The organism is Archangium sp. Cb G35, from assembly GCF_001896145.1.
Lineage (GTDB): Bacteria > Myxococcota > Myxococcia > Myxococcales > Myxococcaceae > Archangium > Archangium violaceum.
In genome coordinates this window covers 189,549-216,253 of sequence record NZ_MPOI01000010.1, presented here as the reverse complement: position 1 = coordinate 216,253, position 26,705 = coordinate 189,549, and the positions used below count along the sequence as shown (strand labels likewise).

Annotated in this window: 1 protein-coding gene (only partly in view); it reads right to left on the bottom strand. The window is 69.2% G+C overall.

Going from position 1 to position 26,705, the window contains the following annotated elements; all coding sequences use genetic code 11:
- Window position 1: 1 nt before the first annotated feature.
- Window positions 2–26,705, bottom strand: partial view of a hybrid non-ribosomal peptide synthetase/type I polyketide synthase gene (locus tag BO221_RS29235; RefSeq protein WP_073563946.1) — the 3' portion only. It continues 16,214 nt past the right edge of the window; 26,704 of the gene's 42,918 nt are visible here — the last part of the coding sequence; its start codon lies beyond the right edge, outside the window — the gene reads right to left on this strand; it ends in the stop codon at window positions 2–4.

Sequence of the window (26,705 nt, the reverse complement as noted above, 5' to 3'; positions counted from 1 at the left end):
GTCAGGACTGGAGGGCCCGGCGCTTCGAATCCCGGGCGCTTGACGCCAGGGCCTCGCGCAGGAGCTCGGCGAGCTGCTGCACGAGAGGCTCACGCAGCAACGCATGGTGGTTTCCGGGCAGCACGTGACGCTCGAGGTTGCTGCCGCTCATCGCCGTCCACCCCCCGTCCTCGGGTTGGCCCGTGACCTCGCCTGCCTTCACCAGCAGCAGCCGCTGATCGGAGGTATGAGGCGTGTAGCGCTGGCCGGCGCGCAGGTTGCTCTCGAAGACGCGCAGCAGGATGCGGAGCTGATCCATCCCGGCACCGGGCGGCAGGGCTCCGCTGCGCTCACCCACCTCCAGCACCCGTGCCAGCACCGCCTCCGGCTCCAGGGCCTCGAGCTGCTCCCACTCCTGCATCAGCTCCGCTCCGAAGGTGCCCAGCAGATCTCGCAGGAACAGCGCCGCCGCCTCGGCGGGCTTCAGCTCCGGCCAGGCCTCTTCCCGAGGCGCGTACGAGTCGATGAGGGCCACGAGCGCGACCTCCTCTCCGCGTTGACGGAGCTGGCAAGCCATCTCGTACGCGATGACGCCACCCAGGGACCAGCCACCTAGCAGGTAGGGGCCGGATGGCTGCACCGTGCGGATCGTCTCCACGTAGAGGGCCGCCATCTCCTCCACCGAGGACAGCGGATCACTGAGCCCATCCAACCCCTGGGCTTGCAGGCCGAACACGGGGCGCTCGGAGCCGAGCTGGCGCGCCAGCCCGGTGTAGCTGAAGACGTTGCCTCCCACGGGGTGCACCAGGAAGAGGGGCGTCTTCTCGCCACCACCACTCAAGGGGACGAGCGGGGACCAGGGCAGCGGGGACTCCTGCCGCAGCAGCGCGGCGAGCTGCTCCACCGTGGGCGCCCTGAAGAGGGTGGCCAGGGGCAGCTCGCGGCCCGTGGCCTCGCGCACGCGTGCCATGAGCTGCACGGCCAGCAACGAGTGGCCGCCCAGTTCGAAGAAGTTGCTGCGCACGCCGACCGGCCGCACCCCCAGCACCTCCTCGAAGACGCGGGCCACCTTCAACTCCAGCGCATCCCGAGGCGGGATGAAGGTCTGCTCGAGCCCCCGGTGCGAAGCCTCCGGCACCGGCAGGGCCTTGCGATCGAGCTTGCCGTTGGGCGTCAGGGGCAGCGCGTCCAGGACTACGAAGGCCGAGGGCACCATGTACTCGGGCAGGGACCGCAGGAGGTGGGCGCGCAGCACGGAGACGTCGGGCGAGTCGCCGGTGACGTAGGCCACCAGCCGCTTGTCGCCGGGCACGTCCTCGCGCACCAGGGCCAGGGCCTGTCGCACCGAGGCATGGCGCGCGAGCACCGCTTCAATCTCGCCCAGCTCGATGCGGAAGCCGCGCAGCTTCACCTGGGAGTCGAGGCGCCCCAGGTAGTCCAGACGCCCGTCCGGCAGGTAGCGCACCAGATCGCCCGTCTTGTACATGCGCCCACCCGGCGTGAGGCCATACGGATCCGGCAGGAAGCGCTCGGCCGTCAGGTCCGGCCGCAGCAGGTAGCCTCGCGCCAGCCCATCACCCGCGAGGTACAGCTCGCCCGGGACACCGGGCGGCACCAGCCGCATGTGGCGGTCCAGCACGTACGCCCGGGTGTTCTCCAGCGGCCGGCCAATGGCCGGACTCCGGCCCTCGTCGCGAGGCACCTGCTCGGAGGTGGAGTACGTGGTGTCCTCCGAGGGCCCGTAGAGATTGAGCACCCGCTCCACGTGGCCCAGAGCGTAGAGCGCGTCGACCGTGCGCCGGGGCAGTGCCTCGCCCGCCAGGTTGACGGTCCGCACCGAACGCGGCAGCCCGCCCATGCGCACCAGCTCCGCCATGGCGGAGGGCACGGTGTTGACCAGCGTCACCTCGTCGCGGCGCGAGAAGGACGGCAGGTGCAGGGCGTTGGGGACGAGGAGCACCCGGCCACCGCAGGACAGCGGGACGAAGAGCTCGAAGATGGAGAGATCGAAGCACACCGAGGTGGCGGCGAGCACTCCGCTCAGCTCGCTGGGGGCGAACACCTTCAGCGCCCAGGAGATGAAGAGCGCGGCGCTGCGGTGCGTGATGGCCACGCCCTTGGGACGGCCCGTCGAGCCCGAGGTGTAGATGAGGTAGGCGAGGTTCTCCGCATCGCAAGAGGTAGGCAGCGGCTCGTCGGACTGCGCCGCCAGCACCGACTCCAGGTCCTCCAGCACGAGCGTCTGGGGACGCACCTGGGGAAGCGCCGGGAGCACGCCGCGCTCGGTGACGACGAGCGCCGCGCTCGAGTCCTCCAGCAGGTAGCCGAGCCGCTCGGAGGGGTAGTCCGGATCCAACGGCGCGTAGGTGCCCCCGGCCTCGAGGACCGCGAGCAGCGCCACGGGCAGCTCCACCGTGCGCCGCAGGCACACGCCCACCCGGACCTCCGGGCCCACGCCCAACGTGCGCAGGTGGCGGGCGAGCCGGTTGGCGCGCCGCATCAGCTCGTCATAGGTGAGCGAGCGCGTGCCGTCGGCCACCGCCAGCGCGTCCGGGGTCCGCCGGGCCTGGGCCTCCAGGCGGGTGTGCAGCAGCGAGCCATCCCGCGGCAGTTCCCCGGGCAGGTTCCACGTCTCCAGCAGCAGCCGCTCCTCGTCGCGGCCGAGCAGCGGCAGGTCGCGCAGAGCGGTGTCGGGACGGGCGCAGAGCACGTCCAGGAGCGTCTCGAAGTGGCGCATCATCCGCGCCACCGTGGCCTCGTCGAAGAGGCCGGTGTTGTAGTTGAGGCTGCCGCCGAAGCCGTCCGGGCCCTCGCCGAGCGCGAGCGAGAGCTCGAACTTGGCGGTGGTGTCCTCATGCTCCACGGGGCGCAGGGTGAGGCCCGGGAGCTGGAGCTCGCCGCCAGGCGTGTTCTGCAGGATGAACATCACCTGGAAGAGCGGGCTGCGGCTGAGGTCGCGCGTGGGCTGGAGCACTTCCACCAGCTTCTCGAACGGGACGTCCTGGTGCTCGTAGGCGGCCAGGGTGCTGGTGCGCACCCGGGCGAGCAGCTCGCGGAAGGAGGCTCCTTCGGACAGGTGCGAGCGCAGCACGAGCGTGTTGACGAAGAAGCCGATGAGGCCCTCCGTCTCGGCGCGCGTGCGGCCGGCGATGGGCGAGCCCACGCTGATGTCGTCCTGGCCCGAATAGCGGGACAGGAGCACCTGGAAGGCGGCCAGCAGTGCCATGAAGGGCGTGGCGCCTTCGCGCTGGCACAGCGCCTTGAGCGCCTCGGAGGCCTTCCGGGACACCTTCACCGGGAGATTGGCGCCCCGGTACGACAGCACCGCGGGACGAGGCCTGTCGGTGGGCAGCTCCAGCGCCGCGGGGGCACCGGAAAGCTGCTGCTTCCAGAAGTCCACCTGCCGCTGGAGGACGGAGCCGCTCAGCCAGTCACGCTGCCAGACCGCGTAGTCGGCGTACTGCACCGGGAGCGCCGGCAGCCGCGACGGCTGGCTCGTGGCGAAGGCCTCGTAGAACGCGGCCACCTCGCGCGCCAGGATGGCGTTGGACCAGCCATCGGAGACGATGTGGTGCAGCGCCAGGAGCAGGACATGCTCGGTCTCGCTCAGGCGCAACAGCGAGGCGCGGAAGAGCGGACCGTGCGCCAGGTCGAAGGGCCTACGGGCCTCTTCCTCCGCGAGCCGGAGGACCTCGGCCTCACGCTGGGACTCGGGCAGTGAGCCCAGGTCCACCGTGTGCAGCTTCGAGAGCGGAGTCTCGGAGATGACCTGGACGGGGCCGTCCTGGCCCGGCTGGAAGGTGGTGCGCAGCGCCTCATGGCGCAGCACGAGCGCCTCGAGTGCCCGCTCCAGCGCGCTGGCGGACAGCCGCCCGGAGAGCCGGAGCGCGAAGGGCATGTTGTAGACGGTGCTACCGGGCTCGAGCTGAGCGAGGAACCACAGCCGCTGCTGGGCGAAGGAGAGCGGCAGCGGGCCTCCGCGAGCCGCGGGCTTCAACGCGGGAGCCTGGGTGCGGCTGGCGGACTGGACGCGCTCGGCGAGGCCCGCGACGGTGGGGGCCTCGAAGAGGACGCGCAGGGGCAGCTCCACGCCGAGCGAGGCGCGGATGCGGCTGATGACCTGGGTCGCCAGCAGCGAGTGGCCACCGAGCGAGAAGAAGTCCTCCTCGGCACCCACGGACTCCACGCGCAGCACCTCGGCCCAGATGGCGGCCAGGGCGCGTTCGATCTCCGTGTCCGGAGCGCGCGACGCCTTGCGCGAGAGCGCCGAGGCCTCGGGAGGCGGCAGCGCCTTGCGCTCGACCTTGCCGTTGGGATTGAGGGGCAGGGCCTCCAGGTGGACGAAGGCCGAGGGCACCATGTACTCGGGCAGCCGCTGCTGGAGGAATGCGCGCAGGACGGAGGCGTCGGGCGAGTCGCCGGTGACGTAGGCCACCAGCCGCCTGTCACCCGGGACGTCCTCGCGCACGAGGGCCACGGTCTGGCGCACGGAGGCATGCTGGAGGAGGGCGGACTCCACTTCACCCAGCTCGATGCGGAAACCGCGCAGCTTCACCTGGGAGTCGAGGCGGCCGAGGAACTCGAGAGTGCCATCGGCCAGCCAGCGCACCTTGTCGCCGGTGCGGTAGAGGCGGGCGCCCGGCGTGGTGCTGAACGGATGGGTGATGAAGCGCTCGGAGGTGAGCTCCGGACGGCCGAGGTAGCCGAGAGCCAGGCCCTCACCACCGATGAGCAGCTCGCCCGGGACGCCCACGGGCACGGGGCGCAGCGAGGCGTCCACCACGTAGGCCTGGGTGTTGGAGATGGGACGGCCGATGGGCAGCGCGGAAACGGAGTGAGAGGGGCACACCCATGCAGTGCAGTCGATGCACGCTTCGGTAGGTCCGTACTGGTGGACGAGCCGCGCGTTCAGCTTGGAGAGGAAGAGCGAGTGGAGTTCGTGGGTAAGGGGCTCGCCGCCGCAGAAGACGAAGCGCAGGGACTGGCAGCGCGCGATGTCCGGTGTCTGCAGGAAGGTGGACAGAGGGGCGGGGCCGAAGTGCAGGTGGGTGATGGAGTGGCGCAGAACCATCTGCACCAGGTACTCGGGGTCCCTCTGGCCACCGGGACGCGCGAGCACGAGCCGGGCGCCTGAGAGCAGAGGAGCGAACATCTCCCAGACGGAGATGTCGAAGCTGAAGGAGGCCTTCTGGAGGAAGGCGTCCTGGGGAGTCATGGGGAACTCGCGCTGACGCCAGAGCAGGTGGTTGACGGCGGCGCGGTGGGCCACCTGGACACCCTTGGGACGGCCCGTGCTGCCCGAGGTGTAGATGACGTAGGCGGGGCTGGAGGCCTCGGGCTCGGGCAGGACGGTGCCCTGGGGCGCGGGCGGCAGAGCGTTGAGCGCGTCGAGCGAGTCCAACCGCAGGACCTGGGTGCCGGTGGAGGGCAGGGCCTGGAGCAGGGCGCTACGGGTGAGGAGCAGCTTGGCGCCACTGTCCTCGAGCATGAAGGCCAGACGTTCGGAGGGGTACTCCGGATCCAAGGGGACCCAGGCGGCACCGGACTGGAGGATGGAGAGGAGGGAGACGAGCATCTCCGGGGAGCGCTCGAGGCAGAGGGCGACGAGGGTGCCGGGGCCGACGCCGAGAGAGAGCAGGTGCAGGGCGAGGCGAGAAGAGGCCTCGGAGAGCTGGCGGTAGGTGAGGGAGCCGGACTCGGAGACGAGGGCGATGGCCTCGGGAGTGCGCAGAGCCTGGGCCAGGAAGAGCGAGTGGAGCGTGGCCTCGCGGGGGAAGTCCGCGTGCGTGTCGTTCCATTCCACGAGTACCTGCTGGCGCTCCTCGGGGGAGAGGAGGGGCAGGTCGTGCAGGGCGGTGTCGGGATGGGCGGCGATGGTCTCCAGGAGCACCTGGAAGTGACGCATCATCCGCGCCGCGGTCTGCGCGTCGAACAGATCCGTGTTGTAGGTGAGCGTGCCGCCGAAGCCGTCGGGGCCCTCGTTGAGGGCGAGCGAGAGCTCGAACTTGGCAGTGGTGCCCTCGTGCTCGACGGGGCGCAGGGTGAGGCCAGGGAGCTGGGCTTCTCCCGTCGGGACGTTCTGCAGAGCGAACATCACCTGGAAGAGAGGAGAACGGCTCAGGTCGCGAGGAGGACGCAGCTCCTCGACGAGCTTCTCGAAGGGGATGTCCTGGTGGGCGAAGGCACCGAGGGTGGTTTCACGCACCTGCTGGAGCAGCTCGCGGAAGGAAGTGACACCCGAGAGGCGAGAACGCAGGACGAGGGTGTTGACGAAGAAGCCGATGAGGCCCTCGAGCTCGGCGTGGCGGCGGCCGGCGATGGGAGAGCCGACGGAGATGTCGTCCTGGCCGGAGTAGCGCGAGAGCAACACCTGGAAGGAGGCCAGAAGGGCCATGAAGGGRGTGACCCCTTCACGCTGGCAGAAGGCCTTGAGGGACTCGGAGAGMGYCTTGGGGAGGYGGACTTCGAGGAAGGCGCCGCGGTGGCTCAGGACGGAGGGACGAGGCCTRTCGGTGGGCAGCTCGAGAGCGGCGGGAGCACCGGAGAGCTGCTGACGCCAGAAGGAGAGCTGCTGCTCGAGRGCRGCACCCTGCAGCCAYTGACGCTGCCAGACGGCGTAGTCGGCGTACTGCAGCGGCAGCTCGGGCAGAGGCGAGGGCTGGCCCGACGAGAAGGCCTGGTAGAGGGCCGCCATCTCGCGGATGAAGATGCCCATGGACCACCCGTCGGAGACGATGTGGTGCATGGAGATGGCGAGGATGTGCAGTTGCTCCTCGAGCTTGAAGAGAGAGGCGTGCAGGAGCGGGCCACGGGCCAGATCAAAGGGCCGCATGACGGAGTGGATGGCCAGGCGGCGGGCTTCCTCCTGACGCTCCGCGGGAAGCAGGGAGGAGAGGTCTACGATCGGTAGAGGCAGAGAAGCCGTGGGAGCGATGAGCTGGACGGGTTGACCGGAATCGGAGCCGAAGGTGGTGCGCAGGGCGTGGTGACGGCGGACCAACTCAGTGAAGGCGTGCTGGAGCGCGGCCTCGTCCAGAGCGCCTTCGAGGCGCAGGACGAAGGGAATGTTGTAGGTGGAGGAGCCGGGCTGGAGCTGGTCGAGGAACCACAGGCGCTGCTGAGCGAAGGAGAGAGGCAGGGGGCCTGAAGTGTCCGCGGGCTCGAGCGGAGGCGCCTGGAGCGAGGCGCCGGACTGGAGGGCGGAGCCCAGGTGAGCCGCGAGGGCGGCGACGGAGGGGGCCTCGAAGAGGGCGCGCAGGGGCAGCTCCACCTGGAAGGTGGAGCGGATGCGAGAGACGACTTGAGTGGCGAGCAGGGAGTGGCCACCCAGCTCGAAGAAGTTGTCGTGGATGCCCACCTGCTTCGCGCCCAGTACCTGGGCCCAGATGTCGGCCAGGCGCTGCTCCAGCTCGTTGCGAGGCGCAACGTAGTTGCTGGAGGAAGAGAGCGCGCTCTCGGGAGCGGGAAGCGCCTTGGTGTCCACCTTGCCGTTGGGAGTGAGGGGCAGGGCGTCGAGGGGCACGAAGGCGGAGGGCACCATGTACTCGGGCAAGGAGCCCTTGAGGAAGGTGCTCAGGTCCGCGGTGTTGAGCTCGGAGGTCGTGGGCACGACGTAGGCGACGAGACGCCTGTCACCCGAGTCCTGGCGCACCACGACGATGGCCTGGCGCACGGAGGGGTGGGCGCGCAGAGCGGACTCCACTTCACCCAGTTCGATGCGGAAGCCGCGCAGCTTCACCTGGGAGTCGAGGCGGCTGAGGAATTCGAGCGTGCCATCGGCCAGCCAACGCACCTTGTCACCGGTGCGGTAGAGGCGGGCACCCGGGGACGAGGAGAAGGGGTGGGGGATGAACTTCTCGGCGGTGAGCTCGGGGCGGCCGAAGTAGCCACGCGCCAGGCCGTCGCCACCCAGGTACAGCTCGCCGGGGACGCCGGGAGGTACGGGCTGCAGGTGCTCGTCGAGGACGAAGGCCGTGGTGTTGGAGATGGGGCGGCCGATGGGGACSGARGAGGCGTGRGGCGCGACGGACTGGATGAGGAACCAGGTRGCGAAGGTGGTGGACTCAGTGGGTCCGTAGACGTTGAGGAGACGGGAGGGAGGAGCGGCCTCGAGGACACGGCGGATGGAGAGAACGTCAGAGGCCTCACCGCCGAAGAGGAGGTTGCGCAGGGAGGAGAAGGAAGAAGGCGCGAGAGAGGCGACCTGGTTGAAGAAGGCGGTGGTGAGGAAGAGGGTGGAGACGGAGTGGGCGCGGAGGGTGGCGCCGAGCTCAAGGGGAGAGAGGAGCTGTTCGCGAGAGAGGATGAGGAGGCGAGCGCCGGAGAGGAGAGGGCCCCAGACCTCGAAGGTGGCCGCGTCGAAGGCGGTGTTGGAGGCGTGAGCGACGCAGTCCTCGGGAGAGAAGCGGACGTAGTCGGAGGAGAGAACGAGACGCAGGACGCCGAGGTGGGGAACGGCGACGCCCTTGGGACGTCCCGTGGAGCCCGAGGTGTAGATGAGGTAGGCGAGGTTGTCGGAGCCGGAGCCCGAGGGAGGAGCGTGGCGAGGCTGCTGGGAGAGGGCCGCGGACTCGGAGTCCAACAGGAGGAGGCGAGCCGAGTGGGAAGGCAGCCGGGCCTGGAGGGACTGGAGGGTGACGAGGACGCGAGCGGAGGAGTCCTCGAGCATGAAGGCCAGGCGCTCGGAGGGGTAGGAGGTGTCGAGAGGCAGGTAGGCGCCGCCGGCCTTGAGGGTGGCGAGCATGGCGACCACCATGTCGGTGGAGCGCTCGAGCAACAGGCCCACCATGGTCTCGGTGCCAACGCCCAGGGAGCGCAGGTGCCAGGCGAGTTGGTTGGCGCGCTCGTCCAGCTCACGGTACGTGAAGCGTTGCTCGCCTTCCTGCACCGCGATGGCGTCGGGAGTGAGCCGGGCCTGAGCCTCGAAGTGGCCGTGGATGGAGCCGTGGCGCGGGTAGTCCGTGCGCGTTTCGTTCCACTCCACCAGCACCTGCTGGCGCTCGGTGCCGGTCAGAAGAGGCAGGGAGGAGAGAGGAGCCTCGGGGCGCGAAATGAGTGACTCGAGCAACACGCCCAGGTGGCTTGCCATGCGGCTGACAGTGTCGTGCTCGAAGAGTTCGGAGCAGTACTCCAGAGCGCCGGAGAAGCCCTCGGGGCTGTCGAGGAGGGAGAGGGTGAGGTCGAACTTGGAGGAGACCTCGTTAGGCATCAACGGGCGCAGGGAGAGACCCGGCAGCTCGATGTCCGAGTGAGGAGCGCTCTGCAGGGCGAACATCACCTGGAAGAGGGGAGTGCGGCTCAAGTCACGGGGAGGCTGCAACTCCTCGACGAGCTTCTCGAAGGGGATGTCCTGGTGGGCGAAGGCACCGAGGGTGGTCTCACGCACCTGGTGCAGCAGCTCACGGAAGGAGGAGACGCCAGAGAGGCGGGCACGCAGGACGAGGGTGTTGACGAAGAAGCCGATGAGGCCCTCGAGCTCCGAGTGGCGGCGGCCGGCGATGGGAGAGCCAACGCTGATGTCGTCCTGGCCGGAGTAGCGCGAGAGCAACACCTGGAAGGAGGCCAGCAGAGCCATGAAGGGGGTAACACCTTCACGCTGGCAGAAGGCCTTGAGGGACTCGGAGAGCGCCTTGGGGAGGTGGACCTCGAGGAGTGCGCCACGCTGGCTCTGGACGGAAGGCCTGGGCTTGTCGGTGGGCAGCTCGAGGGCGGCGGGAGCACCGGAGAGCTGCTGGCGCCAGAAGGAGAGCTGCTGCTCGAGGGCAGCACCCTGCAACCACTGACGCTGCCAGACGGCGTAGTCAGCGTATTGCAGGGGCAGCTCGGGCAAAGGCGAGGGCTGTCCGGAGGAGAAGGCCTGGTAGAGGGCCGCTACCTCGCGCACGAGGATGCCCATGGACCACCCGTCGGAGACGATGTGGTGCATGGAGAGGGCGAGGATGTGCAGCCGCTCCTCGAGCTTGAAGAGCGAGGCGCGCAGGAGCGGGCCGTGAGTCAGATCAAAGGGCCGCAGGGCGACTCGAGAGGCCTGACGGTAGGCCTCGTCCTGGCGCTCGGAAGGCGGCAGGGACGAGAGGTCCACGAGGGACAGGGGCAGGGAAGCCGTCGGCGCGATGCGCTGTACGGGCTGGCCGGCCTCGGAGCCGAAGGTGGTGCGCAGGGCGTGATGACGGCGGATCAGCTCGGCGAAAGCACGCTGGAGAGCGGCCTCGTCCATCGCTCCTTCGAGGCGCAGGACGTAAGGCATGTTGTAGGCGGAGGAGCCGGGCTGGAGCTGGTCGAGGAACCACAGGCGCTGCTGAGCGAAGGAGAGGGGCAGCGGGCCTGAGGTGTTCGCGGGCTCGAGCGGAGGAGCCTGAAGCGAGGCGCCGGACTGAAGAGCTGCGCCCAGGTGTGCGGAGAGGGCCCCGATGGTGGGCGCCTCGAAGAGGGCGCGCAGGGGCAGCTCCACCTGGAAGGTGGAGCGGATGCGAGAAACGACCTGGGTGGCGAGCAGGGAGTGGCCGCCCATCTCGAAGAAGTGGTCGTGGATGCCGACACGCTCGACGTGGAGCACCTGGGCCCAGATGCCAGCCAGGCGCTGCTCCAGCTCGTCACGGGGAGCGACGTAGGCCGCCGACGACGGAAGCGAGGAGGCCTCGGGAGCGGGAAGCGCCTTGGTGTCCACCTTGCCGTTGGGAGTCAGGGGCAGGGCCGGGAGGGAGACGAAGGCGGAGGGCACCATGTACTCAGGCAGGGAGCGCTTGAGGAAGGTGTGCAGGTCCGCGGTGTCGAACTCGGGGGACGAGGAAGTGGGTACGACGTAGGCGACGAGGCGCTTGTCGCCGGAGTCCTGGCGAAGCACCACGACGGCCTGGCGCACGGAGGGGTGGGTGCGCAGGGCGGATTCGATTTCACCCAGCTCGATGCGGAAGCCACGCAGCTTCACCTGGGAGTCGAGGCGGCCGAGGTATTCGAGCGTGCCGTCGGCCAGCCAGCGCACCTTGTCACCGGTGCGGTAGAGGCGGGCGCCGGGCGTGGTGCTGAACGGATGGGTGATGAAGCGCTCGGAGGTGAGCTCCGGACGGCCGAGGTAGCCGAGAGCCAGTCCTTCACCGCCGATGAGCAGCTCGCCCGGGACGCCCACGGGCACGGGACGCAGCGAGGCGTCCACCACATAGGCCTGGGTGTTGGAGATGGGGCGGCCGATGGGCAGCGCGGAGACGGCGTGAGAGGGGCACACCCATGCAGTGCAGTCGATGCACGCTTCGGTGGGGCCGTACTGGTGGACGAGCCGGGCGCTCAGCTTGGAGAGGAAGAGCGCGTGGAGCTCGTGGGTGAGGGGCTCGCCACCGCAGAAGACGAAGCGCAGGGACTGGCAGCGCGCGACGTCCGGCGTCTGCAGGAAGGTGGACAGCGGAGCGGGGCCGAAGTGCAGATGGGTGATTCCGTGACGCAGAACCATCTGCACCAGGTACTCGGGGTCCCTCTGGCCGCCGGGGCGCGCGAGCACGAGCCGGGCGCCGGCCAGCAGAGGAGCGAACATCTCCCAGACGGAGATGTCGAAGCTGAAGGAGGCCTTCTGGAGGAAGGCGTCCTGGGGCCCCATGGGGAACTCGCGCTGACGCCAGAGCAGGTGGTTGACGGCGGCGCGGTGGGCCACCTGGACACCCTTGGGACGGCCCGTGCTGCCCGAGGTGTAGATGACGTAGGCGGGGCTGGAGGCCTCGGGCTCGGGCAGGACGGTGCCCTGGGGCACGGGCGGCAGTGCGTTGAGCGCGTCGAGCGAGTCCAACCGCAGGACCTGAGCCTGGGTAGTGGGCAGGGCCTGGAGCAAGGCGCTACGGGTGAGGAGCAGCTTCGCGCCACTGTCTTCGAGCATGAAGGCCAGACGCTCGGAGGGGTACTCCGGATCCAAGGGGACCCAGGCGGCACCGGACTGGAGGATGGAGAGGAGGGAGACGAGCATCTCCGGGGAGCGCTCGAGGCAGAGGGCGACGAGCGTGCCGGGGCCGACGCCGAGAGAGCGCAGGTGCAGGGCGAGGCGAGAGGAGGCTTCGGAGAGTTGGCGGTAGGTGAGGCTACCGGACTCGGAGACGAGGGCAGTGGCCTCGGGAGTGCGCAGAGCCTGGGCCAGGAAGAGCGAGTGGAGCGTGGACTCGCGGGGGAAGTCCGTGTGCGTGTCGTTCCATTCCACGAGTACCTGCTGGCGCTCCTCGGAGGAGAGGAGGGGCAGGTCATGCAGAGCGGTGTCGGGATGGGCGGCGATGGCCTCCAGGAGCACCTGGAAGTGACGCATCATCCGCGCCGCGGTCTGAGCGTCGAACAGGTCCGTGTTGTAGGTGAGCGTGCCGCTGAATCCATCCGGGCCCTCGCCGAGGGCGAGCGAGAGCTCGAACTTGGCAGTGGTGCTCTCGTGCTCGATGGGGCGCAGGGTGAGGCCAGGGAGCTGGGCTTCTCCCGTCGGGAGGTTGAGCAGCGAGAACATCACCTGGAAGAGAGGAGTGCGGCTCAGGTCGCGAGGAGGACGCAGCTCCTCGACGAGCTTCTCGAAGGGGATGTCCTGGTGAGCGAAGGCACCGAGGGTGGTTTCACGCACCTGCTGGAGCAGCTCGCGGAAGGAAGTGACACCCGAGAGGCGAGAACGCAGGACGAGGGTGTTGACGAAGAAGCCGATGAGGCCCTCGAGCTCGGCGTGGCGGCGGCCGGCGATGGGAGAGCCGACGGAGATGTCGTCCTGGCCGGAGTAGCGCGAGAGCAACACCTGGAAGGAGGCCAGAAGGGCCATGAAGGGAGTGACCCCTTCACGCTGGCAGAAGGCCTTGAGGGACTCGGAGAGCGCCTTGGGGAGGTGGACTTCGAGGAAGGCGCCGCGGTGGCTCAGGACGGAGGGACGAGGCCTATCGGTGGGCAGCTCGAGAGCGGCGGGAGCACCGGAGAGCTGCTGACGCCAGAAGGAGAGCTGCTGCTCGAGAGCAGCACCCTGCAGCCATTGACGCTGCCAGACGGCGTAGTCGGCGTACTGCAGCGGCAGCTCGGGCAGAGGCGAGGGCTGGCCCGAGGAGAAGGCCTGGTAGAGGGCGACCATCTCGCGCACGAAGATGCCCATGGACCACCCATCGGAGACGATGTGGTGCATGGAGATGGCGAGGATGTGCAGTTGCTCCTCGAGCCTGAAGAGCGAGGCGTGCAGGAGCGGGCCATGCGCCAGATCAAAGGGCCGCATGACGGAGTGGAATGCCAGGCGGCGGGCTTCCTCCTGACGCTCCGCGGGAGGCAGGGAGGAGAGGTCCGCGCGGGACAGAGGCAAGGACGCCGTGGTCGCGATGAGCTGGACGGGCTGACCGGACTCGGAGCCGAAGGTGGTGCGAAGGGCGTGGTGACGGCGGACCAGCTCGGTGAAGGCGTTCTGCAGAGCAGCCTCGTCCAGAGCGCCTTCGAGGCGCAGGACGTAGGGCATGTTGTAGGTGGAGGAGCCGGGCTGGAGCTGGTCGAGGAACCACAGGCGCTGCTGAGCGAAGGAGAGGGGCAGAGGGCCTGAAGTGTCCGCGGGCTCGAGCGGAGGAGCCTGGAGCGAGGCACCGGACTGGAGGGCTGCACCCAGGTGGGCCGCGAAGGAGGCGACGGAGGGGGCCTCGAAGAGGGCGCGCAGGGGCAGCTCCACCTGGAAGGCGGAGCGGATGCGAGAGACAACTTGAGTGGCGAGCAGGGAGTGGCCACCGAGCTCGAAGAAGTTGTCGTGGATGCCCACCTGCTTCACGCCCAGCACCTGGGCCCAGATGCCGGCCAGACGCTGCTCCAGCTCGTTGCGAGGCGCGACGTAATCGCTGGAGGAAGAGAGAGCGGTCTCGGGAGCGGGAAGCGCCTTGGTGTCCACCTTGCCGTTGGGAGTGAGGGGCAGGGCGTCGAGGGGCACGAAGGCGGAGGGCACCATGTACTCGGGCAAGGTGCCCTTGAGGAAGGTGCTCAGGTCCGCGGAGGTGAGCTCGGGGGGCGCGCCACCCTCACCCCGTCCCTCTCCCGGAGGGCGAGGGGAAGTGGGCACGATGTAGGCCACGAGACGCCTGTCACCCGAGTCCTGGCGCACCACGACGATGGCCTGGCGCACGGAGGGGTGGGCGCGCAGAGCGGACTCCACTTCACCCAGTTCGATGCGGAAGCCGCGCAGCTTCACCTGGGAGTCGAGGCGGCTGAGGAACTCCAGCTGGCCATCCGGCAGCCAACGCGCCTTGTCACCGGTGCGGTAGAGGCGGACGCCCGGAGACGAGGAGAAGGGGTGGGGGATGAACTTCTCTGCGGTGAGCTCGGGGCGGCCGAAGTAGCCACGCGCCAGGCCGTCGCCACCCAGGTACAGCTCGCCGGGGACGCCGGGAGGTACGGGCTGCAGGTGCTCGTCGAGGACGAAGGCCGTGGTGTTGGAGATGGGGCGGCCGATGGGGACCGAGGAGGCGTGAGGCGCGACGGACTGGATGAGGAACCAGGTAGCGAAGGTGGTGGACTCAGTGGGTCCGTAGACGTTGAGGAGACGGGAGGGAGGAGCGGCCTCGAGGACACGGCGGATGGAGAGAGCGTCAGAGGCCTCACCGCCGAAGAGGAGGTTGCTCAGGGAGGAGAAGGAAGAAGGCGCCAGAGAGGCGACCTGGTTGAAGAGGGCGGTGGTGAGGAAGAGGGTGGAAACAGAGTGGGTGCGGAGTGTTGCTCCGAGCTCAAGGGGAGAGAGGAGCTGCTCGCGGGAGAGGATGAGGAGGCGAGCGCCAGAGAGGAGAGGGCCCCAGACCTCGAAGGTGGCCGCGTCGAAGGCGGTATTGGAGGCGTGAGCGACGCAGTCCTCGGGAGAGAAGCGGACGTAGTCGGAGGAGAGGACGAGGCGCAGGACGCCGAGGTGGGGAACGGCGACGCCCTTGGGACGTCCCGTGGAGCCCGAGGTGTAGATGAGGTAGGCGAGGTTGTCGGAGCCGGAGCCTGAAGGCGGGGCGTGGCGAGGCTGCTGGGAAAGGGCCGTGGACTCGGAGTCCAACAGGAGGAGGCGAGCCGAGTGGGAAGGCAGCCGTGCCTGGAGTGACTGGCGGGTGATGAGGACCCGAGCGGAGGAGTCCTGGAGCATGAAGGACAGACGCTCGGAGGGGTAGGAGGTGTCGAGAGGCAGGTAGGCGCCGCCGGCCTTGAGGGTGGCGAGCATGGCGACGACCATGTCGGTGGAGCGCTCGAGCAACAGGCCCACCATGGTCTCGGTGCCAACGCCCAGGGAGCGCAGGTGCCAGGCGAGCTGGTTGGAGCGCTCGTCCAGCTCACGGTACGTGAGGCGCTGCTCGCCTTCCTGCACCGCGATGGCGTCGGGAGTGAGTCGGGCCTGGGTCTCGAAGTGGCCGTGGATGGAACTGTGGCGCGGGTAGTCCGTCCGCGTTTCGTTCCACTCCACCAGCACCTGCTGGCGCTCGGCCTGGGACAGCAGCGGCAGGGAGGAGAGAGGAGCCTCGGGGCGCGAGATGAGCGACTCGAGCAACACGCTCAGGTGGCTCGTCATGCAGCTGACGGTGTCGTGCTCGAAGAGCTCGGAGCAGTACTCGAGAGTGCCGGTGAAGCCCTCGGGGCCGTCGAGCAGTGAAAGGGTGAGGTCGAACTTGGAGGCCACCTCGTTCGGCATCAACGGGCGCAGGGAGAGACCCGGCAGGTCGATGTCCGACTGAGGAGCGTTCTGCAGGGCGAACATCACCTGGAAGAGAGGAGTGCGGCTCAGGTCGCGAGGAGGACGCAGCTCCTCGACGAGCTTCTCGAAGGGGATGTCCTGGTGAGCGAAGGCACCGAGGGTGGTTTCACGCACCTGCTGGAGCAGCTCCCGGAAGGAGGAGACGCCAGAGAGGCGGGCACGAAGGACGAGGGTGTTGACGAAGAAGCCGATGAGGCCCTCGAGCTCCGAGTGGCGGCGGCCGGCGATGGGAGAGCCAACGCTGATGTCGTCCTGGCCGGAGTAGCGCGAGAGCAACACCTGGAAGGAGGCCAGCAGGGCCATGAAGGGAGTGACACCTTCACGCTGGCAGAAGGCCTTGAGGGACTCGGAGAGCGCCTTGGGGAGGTGGACCTCGAGGAGGGCACCACGCTGGCTCTGGACGGAGGGCCGAGGCTTGTCGGTGGGCAGCTCGAGAGCGGCGGGAGCACCGGAGAGCTGCTGACGCCAGAAGGAGAGCTGCTGCTCGAGGGCAGCACCCTGCAGCCACTGACGCTGCCAGACGGCGTAGTCAGCGTATTGCAGAGGCAGCTCGGGCAGAGGAGAGGGCTGGCCCGAGGAGAAAGCCTGGTAGAGGGCGGCCATCTCGCGGATGAAGATGCCCATGGACCAACCGTCGGAGACGATGTGGTGCATGGAGAGGGCGAGAATGTGGAGCCGCTCCTCGAGCTTGAAGAGCGAGGCGTGCAGGAGCGGGCCATGGGCCAGATCAAAGGGCCGCATGACGGAGTGGAAGGCCTGGCGGTGGGCTTCCTCCTGACGCTCCGCGGGAGGCAGGGAGGAGAGGTCCACGAGGGACAGGGGCAAGGACGCCGTGGGCGCGATGAGCTGGACGGGCCGGCCGGACTCGGAGCCGAAGGTGGTGCGCAGGGCGTGGTGACGGCGGACCAGCTCGGTGAAGGCGTTCTGCAGAGCAGCCTCGTCCAGAGCGCCCTCCAGGCGCAGGACGGAGGGCATGTTGTAGGAGGACGAACCCGGCTGGAGTTGGTCGAGGAACCACAGGCGCTGCTGAGCGAAGGAGAGGGGCAGCGGGCCTGATGTATTTGCCGGCTCGAGCGGAGGAGCCTGGAGCGAGGCGCCGGACTGGAGGGCCGAGCCCAGGTGAGCCGCGAGGGCGGCGATGGTGGACGCCTCGAAGAGGGCGCGCAGGGGCAGTTCCACCTGGAAGGTGGAGCGGATGCGAGAGACGACTTGAGTGGCGAGCAGGGAGTGGCCACCCAGCTCGAAGAAGCTGTCGTGGACGCCGACACGCTCGAGGCGGAGAACCTGGGCCCAGATATCGGCCAGACGCTGCTCCAGCTCGTTGCGAGGCGCGGCATAGGCCGTCGTCGACAGCGAGGAGCTGTCGGGAGCGGGAAGCGCCTTGGTGTCCACCTTGCCGCTGGAAGACAGGGGCAGGGCCTGGAGGGAAACGAAGGCGGAGGGAACCATGTACTCGGGCAGCGAGCGCTTGAGGACGTCGCGCAGTGTGCCGGGGTCCACGGAGAGGCCCTCGTTGGGAACGAGGTAGGCGACGAGGCGCTTGTCCCCCGAGTCCTGGCGCAGCACCACAACGGCCTGACGGACAGAGGGGTGGGCGCGCAGGGCGGATTCGATCTCGCCCAGTTCGATGCGGAAGCCGCGCAGCTTCACCTGGGAGTCGAGGCGGCCGAGGAACTCGAGCTGTCCACCCGGCAGCCAGCGCGCCTTGTCACCGGTACGGTAGAGGCGCTCGCCCGGAGAAGAGGAGAAGGGGTGCGGGATGAACTTCTCGGCGGTGAGCTCGGGGCGGCCGAGGTAGCCGCGCGCCAGGCCGACGCCACCCAGGTACAGCTCGCCGGGCAGGCCCACGGGGAGCAGCCGCAGGTGCTCATCGAGCACGTAGGCCTGGATGTTGTGCAAGGGGCGGCCGATGGAGACGCGGCGAGGCTCCACGTCGTAGGCGACAGTGGAGGCGATGGAGACCTCGGTGGGGCCGTAGACGTTGAGGAAGCGGCGCCCGGGCTTCCAGCGGGCCACGAGATCCGCGGGCAGGGCCTCGCCGGCGGCGACGATGGTGTGGAGGGACTCGAGGACCTGGGGATCGAGGAGGGAGAGGAGGGAGGGAGTGAAGGTGCCGGCGTTGATGGCGTGCTCGCGCAGGAATTGCTGCAAGGGCAGGCCGGGCGGGAGCTGCTCGCGCGTGGCGAGGAAGAGCTGACCACCCGAGAGGAGCGGGGGCAGCATCTCCACGATGGAGGCATCGAAGCCGATGGAGGCATAGGGCAGGACGCGAGAGTCTGGCCCGAGCTCCATGTCGTCGATGGTTTCCAGGATGGTGTTGCAGAGGCCGCGGTGGCGCAGGAGGGTGCCCTTGGGGCGGCCGGTGGAGCCCGAGGTGTAGATGGCGTAGGCGAGGTTGTCGCCGTCCGGAGTCACCTCGAGGTCCGCATCGGAGAAGGAGGAGAGCTGCTCGGACAGGGCCTCCATCCGGAAGGAGCGGATGTCCACGTCCAGGGAGGAGTGGGTGAGCAGGAGGGCGGGACGAGCGTCCGAGACGATGAAGGAGAGGCGCTCGTTGGGGAGGGATGGGTCGAGGGGCAGCCAGGCCGCGCCAGCCTTGATGGTGGCGAGCAGGGCGATGACGAAGTCCGTGGAGCGCTCGAGGTGGAGCGCGACGAGGACTTCCGGGCCGGCGCCGAGGGAGAGAAGGAGGCGGGCGAGCTGGTTGGCGCGGGAATTCAGCTCCGAGTAGGTGAGCTGGGCACTGGAGGATTGGAGGGCGAGGGCGTGCGGCGTGCGGCGCACCTGGGCCTCGAAGAGACGGTGGACGAGCGGATGCTGGGGCAGCTCGCGGGCGGTGGAGTTCCAGTCCACGAGAAGCTGGTGACGCTCGGCGCCGGTCAGCACCTGCTGCTGCTTCTCTGAAGTGCCGAGGGGCAGATCGCTCAGGCAGGCGTCATGCCGGAGGGTCAGTTCCACCAGGAGATCGCACCAGCGCGTCAGGGCCTGCTGGAGCAGGGCGGAGTCGAAGCGCGTCGAGTCGTACGCCGCGCTGAACTGAATGCGTGCGCCCGGGATGACGGTGAGGGTGAGGGGGAAGTTGGTCTGCCCGCTGGGTGCGAGCAGATCACGGATGTTCAGAGAGGAAGCCTGGCGCTGGAGGGACTCGTCCAGCGGGTAGTTCTCGACGACGAGGAGGGACTCGAAGAGAGGCGTCGCGCGAGGCAGGCCGCTCACTGCCTGAATGGAGACGAGCGAAGCGTGCTCGTGTTGCTGCAACTCGAGCTGCTGTGCGCGGAGCTGCTGGAGCCAGGGCAGGAGGGGCTCGGAAGGAGCGGGGATGCGGACGCGGACAGGGAGGGTGTTGATGAAGAGGCCCACCATGGTCTCGACGCCCGGGAGCTCGGGAGGCCTGCCAGAGACGGTGAATCCGAAGACGACATCCTTCTCGGAGCTGTAGTGCGAGAGGACGAGCGCCCAGGCCGCCTGGGCGAGGGTGTTGAGGGTGAGCTGGTGCTGACGCGTGAAGGCGATGATGGATGCGGTGGTCTCGGCGTCGAGGCTCCGCTCGTGGATGTGCGGGGCTGGCGGCTGGCCCTTGTCAGGTGAAGCGTGGGTGTCGGCCGGAAGGGGCGTGGGGGAGGCGAAGCCCGCGAGCATGGAGCGCCAGAAGGACTCCTCGGCGGCGGGGTCGTGGCGCTGCAGCCAGGAGATGTAGTCGCGGAAGGGAGGCCGGGCGGGGAGCTGAAGCGGCTTGCCGGAGCTGAGGACGTCGTAGGCGGCGAAGACGTCCTGCATGAGGGGCCCGATGCTCCAACCATCCAGCAGGAGGTGGTGGTAGCTCCAGAGGACGCGCCAGGTGTTGTCCTGGAGGCGGATGGCCGTCAGGCGCATGAGCGGGGCGCGAGCCAGGTCGAAGCCCTTGCGCTTGTCCTCGAGGAGGAATGCGTCGAGGCGCGTCTTCTGCTCGTCCGCGGAGAGGTGCCGCCAATCATGCTGCTGGAAGGGGATGGTGGCGCGCGCGTGGACGAGCTGCAGGGGGGTGTCGAGCCCCTCCCACAGGAAGGCGGTGCGAAGGATGGTGTTGTGGTCGAGCGCGGCCTGCCAGGCCTGGAGGAAAGCCTCCAGGTTGAAGGAGCCGTCGATGCTCCAGGAGAGCTGCGAGAAGTAGACGTCCGCCTCCGGTGTCAGGAGGGCGTGGAAGAGCATGCCCTGCTGCAGCGGCGTGAGGGGATAGAGGTCCTCGGGTGACGCGGAGTGGCGTGCGAGGAGCGAGTCGAGGGCCCCCTGCGTGAGGCGCGCGAGGGGGAAGTCGGAGGGCGTGAAGCGGCGAGCGTCGTCGGAGTGACGCAGGGAGATGAGGGCGCGGAGGCGAGTGAGGAAGCGCTGGGCGAGGCCCTGGATCGTCGACGCGTGATGCAGGTGGGTGCTGTAGGTGAAGGAGAGCTGGAGGCGTCCCTCGAGGACGGAGCCACTCACTTCCAGGGGATGCATGCGGCGAGACGCCGGTGCAACGAAGGGGCCGGTGGGCTCACTGGAGAGTGAGAAGAGGGTGCTCGCGGCGGCGGAGCCATCCAACTGGCCGAGGTAGTTGAAGGCGACCTGCGGAGCGGGGAGTGCCCGCAGCTGCTGGGAAAGCGCCTCGGGTCCCATCCACTGGAGGATGCCGGCGCCAATGCCGTGGTGGGGCAGCTGGCGCAGGGAGTCGCGAACGGAGCGCAGGCAGTCTCCCGGAGAGCCGCCCTCGGGAATGGAAAGCAGCAGGGGCGTGAGGGAGGTGAACCAGCCGATGGTGCGGGAGAGGTCCACATCCGCGAAGAGGTCCTCGCGGCCGTGGCCCTCGAGCGTCACGAGGAGGCGCGGCTGGCCCGTCCACTCCGAGACGGATTGGACGAGCGCGGTGAGGAGGACGTCATTGATGTGCGCGCGCCAGCTGGCGGGCACCTCCTGGAGCAGGAGGCGGGTTTCGTCAGCGTCGAGCGAGACGGAGACGGAGGCGGCGGAGGCGTAGGTGTTCTCCCCGGACGAGTCCATGGGGAGGGGCTGGATGAGGGAGCGCGCCTCATTCAGCCAGAGGGGCGCCTCGGCGGCGAGCGCCTCGGAGGAGGCGTACTCGGAGAGGCGGCGCGCCCACGTCTGGACGGAGGTGGACTTGGGCGGAAGCGTGACCTGCTGACCCTGGAGGAGCTGGAGGTAGGAGGCCTCGAGGTCCTCGACGAGGATGCGCCAGGACACGGCGTCGATCACGAGGTGGTGTGCGCAGAGGAAGAGGCGCTGGGCGTCACCGAGGTTGAAGAGCGCGGCAACGAGGAAGGGCGGCCTGGAGAGATCGAAGCTGGCTTGGAGGCGAGAGGCCTCGGCTTCGAGGGCCGCCGGCCGAGAGGCCGCGGGAATGCCGGAGAGGTCCACCTGGAGGAGGGTGGGAGCGGCTTCGGTGCCAGCGAAATGCTGCTGCCAGCGCCCCTCGACGCGCGTGAAGCGTGCGCGGAGCGCATCGTGGTGGACCACCACGTGGCCGAGCGCCTTCTCGAGGAGCGACGCGTCCAGGGACTGACGCACCTCGAGGAGCAGGGATTGGTTGAAGTGGTGGGCGTGGGCGGTGTCGAGCTGGAGGAAGTAGTGCTGAATGGGGGTGAGGTGCACCTCGCCCGTGACAGGACCCTGCTCGTCCAGTGAGCCCGAGGAGTCTCCGGCGATGCGGGCCAGCTCGGCGATGGTCTGGTGCTGGAAGAACTGGCGAGCGGAGAGGGCAATCCCGGCCCGGCGCGCGCGTGCGATCACCTGGAGGCTGAGGATGGAGTCGCCTCCCAGCGCGAAGAAGTTGTCGTGGATGCCGGCGCGCTCGACGTTGAGCACCTGGGTCCAGATGTCAGCCAGGCGCTGCTCCAGCTCGCTGCGGGGCGCGGCATAGGCCGTCGCCGACTGGAGGTTGGTGCCCTTGGGCGCGGGAAGCGCCTTGCGATCCACCTTGGCGTTGGAGGTGAGCGGGAGGCTCTCCAAGGCGACGAAAGCGGAGGGCCGCATGAACTCGGGCAGCCGCTGCGCGAGGGCGGCTCGCAGCGATTCCACATCGGGCAGAGGCTGTCCCGGAGGAGGAACGACGTAGGCGACGAGGCGCTTGTCGCCGGGCACGTCCTCGCGGACGAGGGCGACGGCCTCACGCACCTCGGGGAGGGAGAGGAGGGCGGCTTCCACCTCGGCCAGCTCGATGCGGTAGCCGCGAATCTTTACCTGATTGTCGATGCGGCCGAGGAAGGTGAGGACGCCATCGGGGCGCCAGCGGGCGAGGTCACCGGTGCGGTAGAGACGCTCACCAGGAGTGGAGGAGAAGGGATTGGGGAGGAAGCGCTCGGCGGTGAGGTCCGGACGGGAGAGGTAGCCGCGGGCCAGGCCGTCGCCGCCGATGTAGAGCTCACCGGGCACGCCCACGGGCACGGGCTGCTGGTGCGCGTCGAGCAGGTACACCTGGGTGTTGGCGATAGGTGTACCGATGGGAACGGAGTCACCGGGCTGCTCGGGACGAGTCATCCGGAAGCAGGAGGTGAAGAGGGTGCTCTCGGTGGGGCCGTAGCAGGCCGTCACGGGGATGCGCAGCTGCTCCAGGACACGGCGGACATGGGGGGCGGAGACGACATCGCCGCCCGTGAGGAGCTGACGCAGGCCGCGCAGACTGTCGAGCTTGTGGTCGACGGCCTGGGTGAAGAGGCCCGAGGTGAGGTGGAGCGTGGTGACGCCGTGGCGCTCCAGCACCTGCGTGAGCAGGTCCAGGTCACTGGGGGACTGGGGAGGGAAGACGACGAGGCGAGCGCCGTGAACCAGCGGTCCCCAGACCTCGAGGGTGGAGGCGTCGAAGGAGATGGGGGCGAGGAGGAGGAAGGTCTCCTCGGGGGAGAGGTGGGCGTAGGAGGCGCCATGGAGCAGGCGGGAGACGGAGCGGTGCTCGATGGCGACGCCCTTGGGCCTGCCGGTGGAGCCGGAGGTGAAGTCGACGTAGACGAGGTTGCGAGAGGTGACGCCCGTCTCCGGAGAGGACGTGGGCAGACCCTCAAGGCTCAACTCCTCCCAGAGGAGGCAGGGCAACGACTCGGAGACGGGGAGCTGCGGGCGCAGGGCGCGAGAGGTGAGGAGCAGCCGGGGAGGAGCGTCCTCCAACATGAAGGCCAGGCGCTGAGCCGGGTAGGAGGCGTCGAGCGGGAGGTAGGCGCCGCCGGCCTTGAGGATGCCCAACAGGGAGACGATGAGCTCCACGGAGCGCTCGAGGCAGAGTGCGACGAGGGAGTCAGGACCCACGCCATGGGAGCGCAGCAGGTGGGCGAGCTGGTTGGCGCGCGCATCCAGCTCACGCCAGGAGAGGCGCTGCTCGCCGAACTCGACGGCCACGGCGTCGGGACGCAGGGCCACCTGCTTCTCGAAGAGGTGGTGGATGCAGACGTCGGTGGGGTAGGGCGAGGAGGTGGCGTTGAAGTCCACCAGCACCTGCTGGCGCTCGGCCTCGGTCAGCAGCGTCAGCCGCGCCAGCGGCTTCTCTGGAGACTCCACGACCTGCCGCGCCAGCACGGCCAGGTGCTCGGCCATGCGCGCCGCGGTGGACGGCTCGAACAGATCCGTCGAGTACTCGAAGGTGCAGTGCAACCCGTCGCTCCGCTCCAGCACTTCGAGCGACAGATCGAACTTCGTCGTATCCGCGTTGATCTTCACGCCGCTCAGCCGCAAGTCGGCCATCTCGGCCTGCGGCGTGGGGACGTTGATGACGTTGAGCACCACCTGGAACACAGGCGAGCGGCTGGGCTCCCTGCGCACCTGGAGCGCGTCCACCAGACGCTCGAACGGGAGCTCCTGGTGGGCGAGGGTCTCCAGCGACGCCTTCCGCACGCGCGTCAACAACTCCCGGAAGGACGGAGCTCCGCCCAGCGGGGCCCGCACCGCGAGCGTGTTGACGAAGCAGCCGATGAGCTCCTCCGTCCCCGGGTAGTGACGGCCGGCCGTGGGCAGACCCACGGCGAAGTCCTCCTGGCCGCTGTAACGGTGCAGCAGCGTCTGGAAGAGCGCCATGATCACCATGAAGGACGTCGCGCCTTCACGCCGTCCCAGGGCCAGCGCCGGCTCGGAGATTTCCCGAGGCAGCAGGAAGTGGTGCAGGGCTCCCTTGTGGGTCTGGACGGCCGGACGGGGCTTGTCGGTGGGCAGCTCCAGGGGCGGAACGCCCGTGAGCCGCTGCTTCCACCAGCCGAGCTCCCTCTCCATCACCCCGCCTTCCAGCCACTGGCGCTGCCACACCGCGAAGTCGGCGTATTGCAGCGTCATGGGCGGCAGCGGCGACGGCTGGCCGGCGCAGTAGGCGGTGTAGAGCGGCACCAGCTCCTTGGCCAGCACCAGCGAGGACCAGGCGTCCGAGACGATGTGGTGGAAGACCAGGTTGAGGATGTGCTCCTCCGGCCCCACCCGCACGAGCAGCGCGTGCAGCACCGGGCCCTTCTCCAGATCGAAGGGCAGCATCAGGTGCTCGCCGCACAACCGGAGCGCCTCGGCTTCCCCCTCCTCGGGCGTCGAGGCATTCAGCTCCACCAGGGGCATGGACAGCTTGAACTCCGGGTGGATGATCTGGACGGCTTCCTGCTCGCCCAGGGCATAGGTGGTCCGCAGCACCTCGTGGCGGTTCACCACTTCCTCCAAGGCGCCATGGAGGGCGGCGGCGTCCAGCGAGCCGTTCAGGCGGTACGTGACGCCGTTGTTGTACGCCACGCCCAGCGGCTCGATCTGCTGCAGGTACCACAGCCGCTGCTGGGCGAACGAGAGCGGCAGGGGCTTGTTCCTTGGCGCGCGAGGAATGGGCGGGGGCGCGGACGGCCCCCCAGCGGCCACCGGCACCACGGCATTGGCGGGGCGCTCCGTGTCGGCGGGGCGCTTCGCGCGGACCACGGGCGCGGACATGGGCTCCAGGCCACCGTCCGTGCGCATGCGCACATAACGGCCGGTGCGGTAGAGGCGCGCGGAGGAGTCCATCGGATGGGGGACCCACCGCTGGTGGTCCTCACGGGAGGTGCGCCACAGGCCCTGCGGCAGACCGGCGCCCCAGAGGGCCAGCTCGCCCACGACTCCGAGCGGCACTGGCTGGCCGGACTCGTCCAGCACCCAGCGCTGCACTTCCGAGGGCAGCTCCTCCTCCGGCGTGCGCGGCACCAGCGAGCCGTCCGCCACCGCGCCCCTTCGCAGCACCGGCACCCCGGCCGCGTCACGCAGTGCCCGGGCGAGCTCGGCGGAAGTCTCCTCCAACACCAGGGTCTTCACCGGCTCCAGGGCCCGCCGGGCCTCGGGCAGTTCCGACAACGAGCGGGCCAGCCGCGCCGAGGCGTGCATCAGCACCTCGCCCGAGCTCCGCGCCAGCTCCACCAGCGCGTCGATGCCCTGACGGCCCTCCACCAGCACCTGCTGCTGGCGCCCGGCGGCGAGCTCCTCGCTGCGCTGGCGCACCTCCGCCAGCTTGCGCAATCCCTGGAGCACCGTCTGGTTGTCCAGGCCGAAGTCGATGAGGCAGGCCACCTCGTCCACGTCCGCCTGGCGCACCACCTCCAGGCGCTTCACGCCGCTGTCCACCGAGCCGATGAGGCCCGCCTGGTAGGCGTAATGCTCGAAGCCGCGCTCCAGGATGGCCTGCACGTCGGCCTCGGGCACCTTGGCGATGTCACCCTTGAAGCCCTGCAGCGCCGCCAGCGAGGCGATGATGTCCACCGAGCTGCGGAAATAGCCCAGCAGCGGCTTGTGCACCGTCTCCAACACCTCGCGGTCATCGTCGCCGATGAAGGTGTGGAGCATGACGGTGATGTGGCCGCGGCCCGGGTGGCCGTTACGGCGCCAGGCCTCGCGGTACAGCCCCACCTTGGCCTTCAGCTCCTCGAAGCTGTGGGCCATCATGGCGGTGAGCACTCCCGCGCCCAGCTCACCGGCCAGGCGGAAGGTCTCCGGGTTGGAGGTGGCGGTGAGCCAGATGGGCAGCTCGCGCTGCACGGGAATCGGGCGCAGGCCGACTTCCACTTCCACTCCACCGCCGCCCTTGCGCTTGAGCTTCTCGCCGCGCCAGACGGCTCGCAGCGTCTTCAGGTTCTCCAGGAGGACGGTGCGGCGGTTCTCGTAGTTGTGCGGAGCGAACGAGAAGTCCTGCACGTGCCAGCCCGTGGCCACGGACACGTCGATGCGTCCGTTGGAGAGGTTGTCCACCACGGACCACTGCTCGGCGACCAGGAGCGGATCATGCAGCGGCAGCACCACGCTGCCAGCGCGCAGGCGCAGGTTGCGCGTCGCGCCCGCCACGGCCGCAGAAAGGACGGCGGGCTGGGGATAGATGCCGCCGAAGGCGTGGAAGTGGCGCTCGGGCGTCCAGACGGCGGAGAAGCCGTTGGCGTCGGCGAACTTCGTCCCCTCCATCAGCAGCTCGTACTTGGCGCCCCGCATGGAGTCTTCGTCATTGGCGAAGTACATGAGGCTCAAGTCCACCGCGCGCGAGCGGATGCCCTCGCCGCGCAGGTGCAAGAGGCTCGTGGACACTTCCTGGGAGGGGAAGAGGACGCGCAGGCCACGCGAGAGCGCCCACAACCACTCCATCTCCGGCCGCTCCACCGCGTTCTCGGCGGCGGCGAGCCAGGTGCTGCCCTCGGACGGCTTCAGCCGCGCGTCCAGGGTCTCGAAGAGCTGCAGCAGGCCACCCTGGGAGAGCACCCAGGCGGGTTGAGAGGGGCCAACGGGCAGGAGCCAGGCCGGGTCCTCCGGACGCACGGGGGCCTTCGCCCCGGCCGGGGCCGGGGCGTCCTCGAGGGACTCCACGTACAGGACGCGAGAGGGCTCCAGCTTCTGGGCGGTGACGAGCCCACGCCAGGTGAGCAGCACGGGCGCGCTCGCCCCTTCGGGGGCGTACTGGGGCAGGCTTCCGAGCTCGGAGGGGCCCAGGGTCATGACGGAGGCACCGGCCTCCAACACGCCCCAGAGGGCCAGCAGCTTCTCGGGAGAGGGCTCGAGGCAGACGACGACGGGCTCACCGCGCTTCACACCCAGGGCGTGCAGGCGGGCG